This is a genomic window from Pseudoxanthomonas sp. SORGH_AS_0997, from assembly GCF_031453535.1.
Taxonomy (GTDB): Bacteria; Pseudomonadota; Gammaproteobacteria; order Xanthomonadales; family Xanthomonadaceae; genus Pseudoxanthomonas_A; species Pseudoxanthomonas_A winnipegensis.
In genome coordinates, this window is record NZ_JAVIZI010000001.1 from 2,639,154 (window position 1) to 2,651,999 (window position 12,846).

9 protein-coding genes are annotated in these 12,846 nt (G+C 69.3%); 5 read left to right on the forward strand and 4 right to left on the reverse strand.

All coding sequences use genetic code 11. From position 1 onward, the window contains the following. The first annotated feature begins 302 nt into the window (after positions 1-302). Positions 303-605: a hypothetical protein gene (locus QE438_RS11560; protein WP_306995510.1), complete on the forward strand. Its 303-nt coding sequence runs from the start codon at positions 303-305 to the stop codon at positions 603-605. 236 nt (positions 606-841) lie between these two features. Here the strand turns inward: QE438_RS11560 and QE438_RS11565 are convergent, their stop codons facing one another. Both QE438_RS11565 and QE438_RS11570 read right to left on the reverse strand, forming a co-directional pair. Beyond that, complete coding sequence (locus QE438_RS11565) at positions 842-3,163, reverse strand: S9 family peptidase (RefSeq protein WP_306995508.1); 2,322 nt, start codon at positions 3,161-3,163, stop codon at positions 842-844. 128 nt (positions 3,164-3,291) lie between these two features. Then, on the reverse strand, positions 3,292-3,669 hold the full coding sequence (locus QE438_RS11570; protein ID WP_130516465.1) for a response regulator: 378 nt from the start codon (positions 3,667-3,669) through the stop codon (positions 3,292-3,294). A gap of 228 nt (positions 3,670-3,897) precedes the next feature. On the opposite strand from QE438_RS11570, the gene QE438_RS11575 reads away from it, so the two are divergent. From QE438_RS11575 to QE438_RS11590, 4 genes are read left to right on the forward strand one after another with little or no spacing between them, the layout of a single operon-like run. Then, on the forward strand, positions 3,898-7,011 hold the full coding sequence (locus QE438_RS11575) for a response regulator (protein WP_306995506.1): 3,114 nt from the start codon (positions 3,898-3,900) through the stop codon (positions 7,009-7,011). Further along, the gene (locus tag QE438_RS11580; RefSeq protein WP_205954370.1) at positions 6,984-7,832 is read left to right on the forward strand and encodes a CheR family methyltransferase; all 849 of its coding nucleotides are present in this window, start codon (positions 6,984-6,986) and stop codon (positions 7,830-7,832) included. The genes QE438_RS11575 and QE438_RS11580 overlap by 28 nt, the downstream gene beginning before the upstream one ends. Beyond that, positions 7,829-8,410, forward strand: a complete 582-nt coding sequence (locus QE438_RS11585) for a chemotaxis protein CheB (protein WP_306995503.1) — start codon at positions 7,829-7,831, stop codon at positions 8,408-8,410. Before QE438_RS11580 ends, QE438_RS11585 begins: the two co-directional genes overlap by 4 nt. Beyond that, the gene (locus QE438_RS11590) at positions 8,407-9,525 is read left to right on the forward strand and encodes a hybrid sensor histidine kinase/response regulator (protein ID WP_306995501.1); all 1,119 of its coding nucleotides are present in this window, start codon (positions 8,407-8,409) and stop codon (positions 9,523-9,525) included. The genes QE438_RS11585 and QE438_RS11590 overlap by 4 nt, the downstream gene beginning before the upstream one ends. A 10-nt stretch (positions 9,526-9,535) precedes the next feature. Here the strand turns inward: QE438_RS11590 and QE438_RS11595 are convergent, their stop codons facing one another. Further along, positions 9,536-10,237, reverse strand: coding sequence for a hemolysin III family protein (locus QE438_RS11595; RefSeq protein ID WP_130516455.1), 702 nt, complete (start codon positions 10,235-10,237; stop codon positions 9,536-9,538). Positions 10,238-10,794: 557 nt separating this feature from the next. After that, positions 10,795-12,816 carry a M3 family metallopeptidase gene (locus QE438_RS11600; protein ID WP_309734223.1) on the reverse strand — a complete coding sequence of 674 codons (2,022 nt, stop codon included), beginning with the start codon at positions 12,814-12,816 and terminating at the stop codon, positions 10,795-10,797. Between the last annotated feature and the right edge of the window lie 30 nt (positions 12,817-12,846).

A 12,846-nucleotide genomic window follows, 5' to 3' on the forward strand; every position in this document is an offset into this window, starting at 1 on the left:
AGTATCGCGCGCGGCCGGTGGGGCAAGCCACCGGAAACGTTGACATGACGCAGCGCTTGATCTGTTTGGCTGTCGTCGGGCGGGACGATGTGCGGGCGGGATCGGATGTTGCGTCGCGATCAATCGTTCGCTCGCACGGGAGTCGCGATTTACATTGCGGACGTCCGGAACTGTTCGCTCATGGTGGCCAAGTCGGGTGAGCATTCGTATCGCGACGAGACCGTGATGACGGTTGCGCCAGCGGCAGCTCGGCAGTGCTAGAACTGCAGCGGGAATGATTCCCACCAAAAGGAGATTGACGGATGAAAGCAATCATCGTTGGAGCCGCGCTGGCGGTTGGCACCGCCCTCTCACTCACCCCCGGAAAGGCGCAGGCGTCGTGTGTCGCCGTGTGCAACATGGCGTACAGGCAGTGTCTGTCCAGTGGCAATCCCGAAGATCAGTGCGAGACCAAGCTGGAGATGTGCATGGAGCGATGTGAAGGGCAGCCGAGTACCGCCGAAGCGCAGCGCACCCGCCTGCATATCAAGGACCAGAATGGGCAGGAGATCCTGATCGGGCAAACCCGGCCTGTGAGCCTGCTTCCGCTCGAGTCGAAGACCTGATCCATTCGACGAAAAAGATGAAGAGAGGCGCCGGTTTTGCACCGGCGTTTCTTTGGGGGCCTGCCTCTCGCCGCGACTTACGGGGCAATCGGAAGGCACCAGCAAGCGCGAAGCGCGACGTCCCTGGATTCCCGCTTTCAAGGGAATGACGATCTGAAAAAGAGAAGGGCCGGATCCTTCGCAGGACCCGGCCTCTCTCGAACACGATCGGCAGCGCGAAGATCGACCGCGCGCGATCAGTCCTTCGGCATCTGCAGGTCGTACTGCGCCGGCGGCGTGCCGCCGGCCAGGTAGCGCACGAAGTAATCCCAGCGACGGCGCGCGACGTAGGCCGTCATCGCCCCATAGCCGTGGCGGGCGTTGGGGATCATCAGCATGTCGAAGTCCTTGTTGGCCTTCATCAGCGCGTCGGCCACCAGTAGGGTCAGGTACGGCGGCACGTTGTCGTCCAGCGTCCCGTGCACCAGCATCAGATGGCCCTTGAGGTTGCCAGCCAGCGACTGGTTGGCCTGGGCATCGTAGTTGCTCTTGCCGTCCTTGCCGACGATCAGCTCGCCCTGGTAGCGCTCGGCCCAGTCGTCCTCGTAGCCGCGGTTGTCGTGGTTACCGCTCTCCGACCAGGCCACCTTGAACAGGTCCGGGTAGCGCAGGATCCCCGCGGTGGAGGCGTTGCCGCCGCCCGAATGGCCCCAGATGCCGGCACGCGACAGGTCGATCCACGGATAGCGCGCGGCCAGTTCCTTCATGCCGGCCACCTGGTCGGGCAGCGTGTTGTCGGCCATGTCGGCGTACCAGGTGTCGTGGAAGGACTTGGAGCGCCACGGCGTGCCCATGCCGTCGATGGCCACCACGATGAAGCCCAGTTCGGCCAGCGACTGGTTGTCGCCGTGCGCGGCCAGGAAGCTGCGCCCGCGCACCGAGCCGGTCTGCGGACCGGGATAGATGTAGTTGACGATCGGGTACTTCTTGGACGGATCGAAGTTGGACGGCTTGAACAGGATCCCGTACAGGTCGGTCTTGCCGTCGCGCGCCTTGACCGTGAACGGCTCCGGCGGCACCCAGCCGGCGGCCTTCAGGCGGGTGATGTCGGCCTTGGCGATCGGCGCCACGTCCTTGCCGTCGGCCGCGCTGCGCAGCACGGTCACCGGCGGCACGGTGGTGGTCGAGTACGCATCGACGAACAGCTTGCCGTCGGGCGACAGCGCCACGGTGTGGTCGGACGCCTCGGGCGTGAGCAGGGTCGGCGCGCCGCCGTCCAGGCTGACCTTCCAGAACTGCTGGTAATACGGATTCAGGCCGGCGGTGCGGCCGACGCCGCGGAACCACACCGTGCGCGTGGCCGGATCGACCTTGAGCATCTCGGTGACGTTGCCCTCACCGGTGGTGATGGCGTGCTTGAGCTTGCCGGTGGTCAGGTCGTACAGATACAGCTGGCCCCAGTCGGAGCGCTCGGAGAACCACACCGCCTCGTTGCTGGCCGGCAGATAGGCCCAGTTGGCCGTGCCGTTGCCGCTCTCGTACTGGGTCTTGACGTGTTCGGAGAACACGGTGCGCACCGCGCCGGTGGCCGCATCGGCGATGCGGAACCAGGCGTCCTTGTGGAAGCGCGAGGTCGACACGAAGGCCACGGTCTTGCTGTCCGGCGCCCACTTCACATCGTCCCAGCCGCCGTCCGGGCCGCAGCTGATGTCGTCGCACAGCGTGGAGCGGTGCTGGTCCGGCTCCATCTTCAGGCGCGTGACCTGGCGGGTGGGCACATCGATGATCACCCGCTCGATCATGGTCACGTGCTTGTCGCCGGGCAGCGGGTACTTCCACGCCTCCAGCTTGGGCGCGCCGACCTTGGTGCTGACCAGGTACATGTCGCTGGTCTTGCGCTGATCCTGCTGGAAGGTGGCGATCTTGCGCGAATCCGGCGACCACTCGACGATGGCGCTGTCGGTGTGCTTCCAGCCGGCGTTGTCGGTGGCGTAGCCGTAGTCCTTGACGCCGTCGGTGGTCAGCTGGGTCTCCTTGCCGGTGGCCAGGTCGCGCACCCACAGGTTCCAGTCGCGGATGAAGGCCTCGGACTTCTTGTCCGGCGACAGCGCGCCGGGCTCGGCGCCCTGCTTGGCGTAGACCTTGGCGCACTTGGCGCTGGCGTCGCAGACCACCTCGGTGCCGCGCATGGCGAAGCGGTAGCGGCCGTCGGCGGTCAGGGCGATGCCGCGGATGCCCAGCTTGTCGGCCTTGATCGGCTTGTCCTTGGTCTCCAGCAGCGTGTTGAGCGAGGCGGCCAGCGCCTTGGCGTCGAACAGCGGCGCGGTGGTCCCGGTGGCCGTGTCGGTCTGCAGCAGGCGGTCGCCGCTGGCGTCGTGGTCGGTGTAGACGAAGTGCGTGTCGTCCAGCCAGGTCACGCGGGTGACGGCGTGGTCGACCAGTGGCTGGGCGAACATCAGCGTGCCGGCGCGGGCGTAGTCGGCGGCCGACACGGTCGGCGTCTGCGCCCAGGCGCCGGCCGCGCACGCGGCCAGGGCCAAGGCACCGAGCAGGCGCGGGGCGGTGGATTTCAGGAGCATGCGGATCCCCAGGCAATCAGGTGAAGCGCGCCGGGCACCAGCCCGGCCACGCACGGACCGGTGATCCTACCGCCCCCGGCGGTCCGCCCTCCCCTGCCGAAGGTCCTACGCCCGGCGCGGGCGCCGGCTCAGGCGGCCTGGATGCTGGGCGCTTCGCCGCGGATCAGGCGCGCGGCCTGCTGCAGGCTGTAGGGCTTCTGGATGAACTGCACGCCCGGCGGCAGCTCGGGCAGCTGGTGGCGGGCATGGCCGGAGGCCAGCACGATGCGCACCTGCGGCCAGCGCTGGGCCACGCGCATGCTCAGCTCGGCGCCGCTCATCTGGCCGGGCATGTAGACGTCGGTGAACAGCACGTCGACCTGCGGCCCTTCGGCCAGCAGCTCCAGCGCCGCGGCGGCATCGGCGAGCGTGACCACCTCCATGCCCATCTGCACGAACACGTCGGACATCAGCTCGCGCAGGTCGGCCTGATCTTCGACAAAGAGAATGCGCAGCGGCTTGGACATGGGAATAACACCGGGAAGGGAGCGAGAGAAGCGGGACGGCACGACCCGGCAGGATGACACAGCGTCGCCCGCCGCAACGCGCAGCGAGGCGACGAGGCGGGCACAGGCATTCTTCGAAGTCGCCATGTGAAGGCCGCGTGGAGACCGCGCGGCGGCGCAGGCGCTGCACGTGATCTGCGCGTGATCTCGGCTACCATCGGGGGTCTTTTTTCCAGCCGTACGCGCACCATGCAAATCTCCAATACCTCGCGGGACGCCTGGATCTGGGCCGCCGCGGCCGGCCTGCTGATCCTCACCCTGGGCCTGGAGCTGGTGACGCCGCTGGGCTATGCGGTCTGGCTGGTCCATTTCTTCGCCGTGGCGATCACCAACTTCCAGTCGCGCCCGCGCGTGCCGCTGCTGGTGGCGGTGCTGGCCTGCGTGCTGGTGGCGATCGGCTTCCAGGTGGCCCCGGCCAGCACCAACTCCTCGTTCTCGGCTGTCAATCGCACCTTCGGCAGCCTGTGCTTCCTGGGCATGGGCATGATCACCATGCAGGGCATCCGCGCGCGCATGTCCGCCCAGCGCGCGCTGTGGCTGCAGGAGCGCCAGACCGCGGTGGCCGCGGCCGTGCAGGGCGACCTGTCGCCGCAGGAGCTGGCCCAGCACGCGCTGGGCGCGCTGTGCCAGGCCACCGGTGCGCACGTCGGCGCGCTGTACCGCCTGCTCGGCGAGCGCCTGGTGCTGAGCGGCGGCATCGCGCTGCCGGCCGGCATGGCCAGCGAGATTCCCGCCAGCGAGGGCCAGCTGGGCGAAGCGGTGCGCCTGAAGCAGGTCCGCCAGCTGCGCGCCGTCGATGCTTCGCACGTGCAGATCCAGACCGGCCTGGGCCGCAGCGCGCCGGGCGAGCTGATGCTGGCGCCGGTCACCGCCGATGGCCGCGTGGTCGGCGCGATCGAACTGGGCCGCAGCGGCGTGGCCCACAGCGACGGCCGCGCCCTGGCCCTGCTGGAGCGCTGCATGGACATCATCGGCGTGGCCCTGCGCACCGCGCAGCTGCGCGCCGATCTGGTCGAGCTGCTGGAGCAGACCCAGCGCCAGAGCGAGGAGCTGCAGGCCCAGCAGGAAGAGCTGCGCGTGGCCAACGAGGAGCTGGAGGAGCAGAGCCGCAGCCTGCAGCAGTCCCAGGCCAACCTGGAGCAGCAGCAGGCCGAGCTGGAACAGATCAACGTGCACCTGGAAGAGCGCACCCACGAGCTGGAGGAGCAGCGCCGCTCGCTGCTGGCCGCGCAGGACGAGCTGGTGCGCAGCGGCAAGGAGCTGGAGGCCGCCTCGCAGTACAAGTCAGAGTTCCTGGCCAACATGTCCCACGAGCTGCGCACCCCGCTGAACAGCTCGCTGATTCTGGCCAAGCTGCTGGCCGACAACCGCGAGGGCACGCTCAGCGCCGAGCAGATCAAGTACGCCCAGGCCATCCACTCGTCCAACAACGACCTGCTGGCGCTGATCAACGACATCCTGGACCTGTCCAAGATCGAGGCCGGCCAGGTCGAGCTGTCCGAGGACAACATCGCCGTGGCGCCGCTGCTGGTGCGCCTGCGCGAGACCTTCGAGCCGCTGGCCGCGCAGAAGGCGCTGGGGCTGGACATCCGCGCCGAGCCCGGCGCGCCGGAGCGGCTGACCATCGACGCCCAGCGCCTGCAGCAGGTGCTCAAGAACCTGCTGGCCAACGCGGTCAAGTTCACCGAGCACGGCCACGTCGCCCTGGTCGTGCAGGGGCATGGCGTGGGCCGGGTGCGCTTCGTGGTCAGCGACACCGGCATCGGCATCGCCAAGGCGCAGACCGGGGTGATCTTCGAGGCGTTCCGCCAGGCCGATGGCAGCACCCAGCGCCGCTTCGGCGGCACCGGCCTGGGGCTGTCGATCTCGCGCGATCTGGCCCAGCGCATGGGCGGCACCATCACCGTGGACAGCGAGCCCGGCCGCGGCAGCACCTTCATCCTGGAGCTGCCGGTGGAGGGCGCGCCGCAGACGCCCGACACGCCGGTGACGCCGCGCGCGCCCGAGCCTGCCGTGCGCGCGGCCGCGACGCCCGCGCCCGCTGCGCCGGCGCCCGCCCCGGCCGCGAGCGCCACGCCAGCGCCGGCACCGAGCGCGTTCGACGACCGCGACCGCCGCACCCGCCCCGGCCGCGCGATCCTGGCGGTGGAGGACGACGCCGCCTTCGCCCAGGCGCTGGTCGAGCTGGCCCACGACATGGACTTCGACTGCGTGGTGGCCGGCTCGGCGCAGGAGGCCATCGCCCTGGCGCCGCAGGTCCAGCCCAGCGGCGTGCTGCTGGACGTCGGCCTGCCCGACATCTCCGGCCTGAGCGTGCTCGAACAGCTCAAGCGCGACCCGGCCACGCGCCACATTCCGGTGCACGTGATGTCCGCGCAGGAGCGCGCGCAGGTCTCGCTGGAACTGGGCGCGGTGGGCTTCCTGCTCAAGCCGGCCACGCGCGAGCGGCTGGTGGCGGCGATCCGCCAGCTGGAGCAGACCAGCGAGCGCAACATGCGCCGCCTGCTGATCGTCGAGGACGACCGCAACCTGCGCGAGAACCTGCGCCGCCTGCTCGCCCACGAGGGCCTGGACATCACCGCGGTGGGCAGCATCGCCGAGGCGATGGAACAGCTGGCCGCGGTGACCTTCGACTGCATGGTCACCGACCTGGCGCTGCCCGACGGCAGCGGCTACGACCTGCTCGAGCGCATGGGCGAGCGCGAATCCGGCGCGTTCCCGCCGGTGATCGTCTACACCGGCCGCGCGCTGACCCGCGAGGAGGAGCAGCGCCTGCGCCGCTACTCCAAGAGCATCATCATCAAGGGCGCGCGCTCGCCGGAGCGGCTGCTGGACGAGGTGACCCTGTTCCTGCACAGCGTCGAGGCCTCGCTGCCCAGCGACCAGCAGCGCCTGCTGCGCGAGGCGCGCAAGCGCGATGCGGTGCTGGACGGGCGTACGATCCTGCTGGCCGAGGACGACGTGCGCAACATCTTCGCCCTGTCCAGCGTGCTCGAGCCGCTCGGGGTGAAGCTGGAGATCGCGCGCAACGGCCGCGAGGCGGTCGAGCGCCTGGAGCAGGACAAGGAGGTGGACCTGGTGCTGATGGACATCATGATGCCGGAGATGGACGGGCTGACCGCGATGCGGCACATCCGCAAGCAGCGCCGCCACCAGCACCTGCCGATCATCGCCCTGACCGCCAAGGCCATGGCCGACGATCGCGAGCGCTGCCTGGAGGCCGGCGCCAACGACTACATCGCCAAGCCCATCGATGTGGACAAGCTGGTCTCGCTGTGCCGGGTGTGGTGCTCGCGGCAGTGAACGAGGCCGAGCTGTTCGATCTGGAGCTGTCGCTGCTGCTGGAGGCGATCTACCGGCGCTACCACTACGACTTCCGCCAGTACGCCATGTCCTCGCTGCGCCGGCGCGTGCGCCATGCGATGGCGCGGCTGGACTGCGACACCGTGGCGCAGCTGCAGCACCGGCTGCTGCACGACCCGGCGCTGTTCGCCCAGTCGCTGCAGTACTTCACCGTGCAGGTCTCGGAGATGTTCCGCGACCCGGCCTACTTCGCCGCGCTGCGCGCGCAGGTGCTGCCGGTGCTGCGCACCTATCCCTCGATCAAGCTGTGGGTGGCCGGCTGCAGCACCGGCGAGGAGGTCTGGTCGCTGGCGATCCTGCTGCGCGAGGAAGGCCTGCTGGAGCGTACGATCCTCTACGCCACCGACATCAACACCGAGGCGCTGGCCCAGGCCGAGGCCGGCATCTTCCCGATCGAGCGGCTGGCGTTGTTCAGCCGCAACTATCTGGACGCCGGCGGCAGCGGCTCGCTGGCCGACTACTACACCACCGCCTACAACGGGGCGGTGTTCGACCGCAGCCTGCGCCGCAACGTGGTCTTCGCCGACCATAGCCTGGCCACCGACACGGTGTTCTCCGAAGTGCACCTGGTGTCGTGCCGCAACGTGCTGATCTACTTCAACCGCGCCTTGCAGGACCGCGCGATCGGGCTGTTCCAGGAGGCGCTGGTGCATCGCGGCTTCCTTGGCCTTGGCAGCAAGGAGTCGCTGCAGTTCGGGCCGCATGCCGGCGCGTTCGAGGTGGTCAGCCGCGAGCAGCGCCTGTACCGGAAGGCCGCATGAAGCTGCCCAGCGGCCACGACCTGGATGCCATCGTCATCGGCGCCTCGGCCGGCGGCGTGATGGCGCTGCAGACGCTGCTGGCCAGCCTGCCGGCCACGCTGACCCAGCCGGTGCTGATCGTGCTGCACCTGCCGCGCGACCGGCCCAGCAAGGTGGCGCAGATCGTCGGCGCGCACTGCGCGCTGGAGGTGGACGAGGCGCAGGACAAGCAGCCGCTGCGCGCCGGCCAGGTGCTGATCGCCCCGCCGGACTATCACCTGCTGGTCGAGGACGCCGGCCATGTGGCGCTGTCACTGGACGAGCCGGTGCTGTTCTCGCGGCCGGCGATCGACCCGCTGTTCGAGACCGCCGCCGAGGTCTTCGGCCCGCGCCTGCTGGCGATCCTGCTCACCGGCGCCAGCAGCGACGGCAGCGAGGGCGTGGCCGCGGTGCGCCGCGCCGGCGGCACCGCCTGGATCCAGACCCCGGCCGATGCGTCCTCACCACTGATGCCCGCCTCGGCCCTGGCCCGCGCCGGTGCGGACGCCGTTCTTTCCCTGGCAGAACTCTGCCACCACCTCTCGGCCCTTTCTCGATGAATCTCAATCTCACGCCCCAGGACGCGCCGACCGGCGAGCCGATCAACCTGCTGATCGTCGACGACGTCCAGGAGAACCTGATCGCGATGGAAGCGCTGCTGCGCCGCGCCGACCTCAACATCCTGTGCGCCGCCTCCGGCGCGCAGGCGCTGGAGCTGCTGCTGACCCACGAGGTCGCCCTGGCGCTGCTGGACGTGCACATGCCGGAAATGGACGGCTTCGCCCTGGCCGAGCTGATGCGCGGCTCGCAGCGCACCCGGCAGGTGCCGATCATCTTCCTCACCGCCTCGCCCAACGATCCGCTGCGCGCGTTCAAGGGCTACGAGGCCGGCGCGGTGGACTTCCTGCACAAGCCGATCGAGACGCACGTGATCCTGGGCAAGGTGCAGATCTTCGTCGAGCTCTACGAGCAGCGCCGCCTGCTGGCGCGCCGCAACGCCGAGCTGGAACGCGCGCTGGAGCTCAACGAGACCATGACCGCCGTGCTCACCCACGACCTGCGCACGCCGCTGTCGGTGGTGCTGCTGTGCGCGGAGAAGCTGGGCGTGGAGTTGCCGCCGGACGCCTCGGCGCAGCGCACGCTGGGCTTTCTGGAAAGCAGCGGACGGCGCATGGCGCGCATGGTCGAGCAGCTGCTGGACTTCTCGCGCATCCGCACCCGCGGCCTGCGCATGAGCTTCGTCGCCCAGGACCTGCAGCCGCTGACCGCCGGCGCGGTGGAGGAATTCCGCCAGGCCAAGCCCGGCAGTGTGCTGCGCCTGACCTGCACCGGCGATCTGGTGGCCGACGTCGACGCCGACCGCTACGCCCAGATCCTCTCCAACCTGCTGGGCAATGCGCTCGAGCACGGCGGCGGCGAGCCGGTCGAGGTGAGTCTGGACGGCAGCGAGAACGCGCACGTGCGGCTGATGGTGAGCAATGTCGGCGCGATTTCCGACGAGCTGCTGCCGCGGCTGTTCGAGCCGTTCAAGGGCCGCTTCAGCGCCAGCAGCGGCCTGGGCTTGGGCCTGTACATCGCCGACCAGTTCGTGCGCGCCCACGGCGGCCTGCTCAGCGCGCGCAACGCCGACGGCAAGGTCGTGATGGAAGCCCTGCTCTCGCGCCGCAACCGCTGAAAATGCGCCCTCAGGCCGCCGGCAGCGGCCGCAGGCACAGCCAGATCGCCGCCCAGTGCGCCAGCGCACCGCCCAGCACATGGGCGTGCCACAGCGCGCGGTTGTAGACCATCGACTTGCGCACGTAGAAGCCCACGCCGATGGTGTAGATCAGACCACCGGCGGCGATCAGCCACAGCACCGCCGTCGGCAGCCCGGCCACCATCGGCTTGATCGCGACCATGCCGACCCAGCCCAGCAGCAGATAGATCGCCACCCAGAAGCCTTTGCCCAGCCCGGGCAGGCACAGCTTGGCGAACACCCCGAACAGCGCCACGCCCCAGACCACGCCGATCATCGACCAGCGCCAGGTGCCGGACAGCGCCAGCACCAGCAGCGGCGTGTAGGAGCCGGCGATCATCACGAAGATGCCGGCGTGATCGAGCTTGCGCAGCACCGGCTGCCGCGCGGGCGCGGCGAAGTTGTACGCCGCCGAGCAGGCGAACATCACCAGCAGCCCCAGCGCGTAGACGCAGGTGGCCAGCAGCAGGGCCTCGTTGGCTGCCGCGCGCCAGAGCATGGCCGCGCCGCCGCCGATGGCCAGCGCCAGCCCGGCGACGTGGACGATCAGGTCGGCGCGACGCGCGCCAGCGGTCTGGTAATGCGGTACGGAAGACGAAGACGCGGACACGGGCGGATCGATGCAACGTGGGGATCGACAGGATACGCGCATGCGGATGAGGCAAGCCGCGGGGCGGCGTTTTGCGCGTTGTAGGCCTTGCCGCAGAAGCCCCATCGCCGCCATGGCGGCTCCCACGGAGGGATCCGCACCCTCCCTTTCGTGCAGCGAAGGGGAGTTCGAGGTCGCGGCTAGCGACTGAGGGGGGTAGGGACCTGCTTCAGCTTGTGGCGCACTGTCTGGGGCGCGCGCGCTTTCTAAAGAAGTTCCGAAGCCGTCATTCCCGCGAACGCGGGAATCCAGTGCCTTTGATGCACCGTGCGAAAGTCCCTGGGTTCCCGCTTTCCCGGGAACGACGGTAGTGGGGCTATCGGCGAGAACAGGTCGCTCGATTTCGCTGCGAAGCCCCATCGCCGCCATTGGCCGAAAAGGCCACAAGGGCGGCTCCCACCTGTAGAGCGGAGCTCGCTCCGCTGGGGCCGTCCCCACGCACCGAACGAAGCGCAGCGAAGTCCCCAAGAGGGGATCGCCACAAGCTCCGCTCTACGAGAAGGCCGCGGCTTGAACTGAGAGACGGTTGCTCCCCCATCAAGCGTGGGACCGCCCTGCCCTCAAGCCGCCATCCCGCTATGCCGCAGCAGCGCGTCGATGCGCGGTTCGCGGCCGCGGAAGGCGGTGAAGTTCTCCAGCGCGCTGCGGCTGCCGCCGCGCGAGAGGATCTCGGCGCGGAAGCGCGCGCCGGTGGCGGCCAGCTGATCGGGCGCTTCCTCGAAGGCCGCGTAGGCATCGGCGCTGAGCACCTCGGCCCACTTGTAGCTGTAGTAGCCCGCGCCATAGCCACCGGCGAAGATGTGGCTGAAGGCGTGCGGGAAACGGCCCCACTTCGGCGCGCGGTTGACCGCCACCTCGTCGCGGATGCGCTCGAGCAGGTCCATCACCCCTTCCCTGGAGGGATCGAAGGCGCTGTGCAGCTCCATGTCGAACAGGGCGAACTCGAGCTGGCGCACGGTCTGCATGCCGCTCTGGAAATTGCGCGCGGCCACCATCTTGTCGAACAGCGCGCGCGGCAGCGGCTCGCCCGTCTCCGCGTGGCGGGTCATGCCCTGTACGCGCGACCATTCCCAGCAGAAGTTCTCCATGAACTGGCTCGGCAGCTCCACCGCGTCCCACTCCACGCCGTTGATGCCGGCCACCGACAGCTCGCCGACCTCGGTCAGCAGCTGGTGCAGGCCGTGGCCCATCTCGTGGAACAGGGTGATCACGTCGCTGTGGGTGAAGGTGGCCGGCCCGCCGTCCACGCCCTTGCCGAAGTTGCACACCAGATAGACCAGCGGCGTCTGCTCGCCGTCAGCGCGATGACGACGGTTGCGGCAATCGTCCATCCACGCGCCGCCGCGCTTGCCCTCGCGCGCGTAGAGGTCCAGGTAGAACTGGCCGACCAGCGCGCCATCGGCGTCCTGCAGGCGATAGAAGCGCACGTCCGGATGCCACACCGGCGCGGTGTCGGGCAGCACGTCCACGCCGTACAGCGCCTTGATCACGCCGAACAGCCCGGCCAGCACCGCGTCCTCGGTGAAGTACTGCTTCACTTCCTGGGCCGAGAAGCTGTAGCGGGCCTGCTTGAGCTTCTCGCTGACATAGGCCAGGTCCCAGGGCTCGACCGTCTCCAGGCCTAGCTCATCCCGGGCGAAGGCCTCCAGTTCGGCGCGGTCCTGCCTGGCGTACGGCAGCGCGCGGGCGCCCAGGTCGCGCAGGAAGCTCAGCACCTCGGCCGGGCTGCCCGCCATCTTGGTCGCCAGCGAATACTCCGCGTAGGAGGCGAAACCCAGCAGCCGCGCCAGCTCGGCGCGCAGGGCCAGGATGCGGTCGATCAGCGGCGAGTTGTCCAGCTTCTCCTCGCCGGCCTCCGAGGCGCGCACCGCATAGGCGCGGTACAGCGTTTCGCGCAGCGCGCGGTCGTCGGCATAGGTCTGCACCGGCAGATAGCACGGCATCTGCAGGGTGAACTTCCAGCCCGGTTCGTCGTCGGCCTTGGCCGCGGCGCGGCAGGCGGCGATCACATCGGCCGGCAGCCCGGCCAGGTGCTGCTTGTCCTTGATCCAGAACTCCCACTCGTCGGTGGCGTCGAGCACGTTCTCGGAGAACTTGGCCGACAGGCTGGCCAGCTCCTCGCGCACCGCGGCGAAGCGCGCCTTGGCCTCGTCCGGCAGTTCGGCGCCGCCGAGGCGGAAGTCGCGCAGCGCGTTGTCCAGGGTCTTGGCGCGCGCGGCGTCCAGGGTGGTCAGGTCCGCGCCTTCCGCGAGTGCGCGGTACTGCGAGAACAGCGCCAGGTTCTGCCCCAGCGCGCTGCCGAAGCGCGTGATCTTGGGCAGGTTGTCGTTGTAGGCCTTGCGCAGCGCCGGCGAGTTCAGCACGCCCTGCAGATGGTTGACCTGGCCCCAGGCGCGCCACAGCCGCTCGGTCGCATCGTCCAGCGGCACCACGAAGCTCTCCCACGTCACCGGACTGACCGTCTCGGCCTGCTTCACCGCGGCCTCGGCCTGGGCCAGCAGCGTGTCGATGGCCGGGCCGACGTGCTCGGGCTTGATGGCATCGAACTTGGGCAGACCGGAGAAATCGAGCAGCGGATTCATGGCGGGGGGGCACTCTGGAAATGGGGCAGG

Coding starts and splice junctions, on each gene's coding strand:
- QE438_RS11560 (WP_306995510.1), top strand. CDS start 303: ATGAAAGCAATCATCGTTGGAGCCGCGCTGGCGGTTGGCACCGCCCTC.
- QE438_RS11565 (WP_306995508.1), bottom strand. CDS start 3,163: ATGCTCCTGAAATCCACCGCCCCGCGCCTGCTCGGTGCCTTGGCCCTG.
- QE438_RS11570 (WP_130516465.1), bottom strand. CDS start 3,669: ATGTCCAAGCCGCTGCGCATTCTCTTTGTCGAAGATCAGGCCGACCTG.
- QE438_RS11575 (WP_306995506.1), top strand. CDS start 3,898: ATGCAAATCTCCAATACCTCGCGGGACGCCTGGATCTGGGCCGCCGCG.
- QE438_RS11585 (WP_306995503.1), top strand. CDS start 7,829: ATGAAGCTGCCCAGCGGCCACGACCTGGATGCCATCGTCATCGGCGCC.
- QE438_RS11590 (WP_306995501.1), top strand. CDS start 8,407: ATGAATCTCAATCTCACGCCCCAGGACGCGCCGACCGGCGAGCCGATC.
- QE438_RS11595 (WP_130516455.1), bottom strand. CDS start 10,237: ATGCGCGTATCCTGTCGATCCCCACGTTGCATCGATCCGCCCGTGTCC.
- QE438_RS11600 (WP_309734223.1), bottom strand. CDS start 12,816: ATGAATCCGCTGCTCGATTTCTCCGGTCTGCCCAAGTTCGATGCCATC.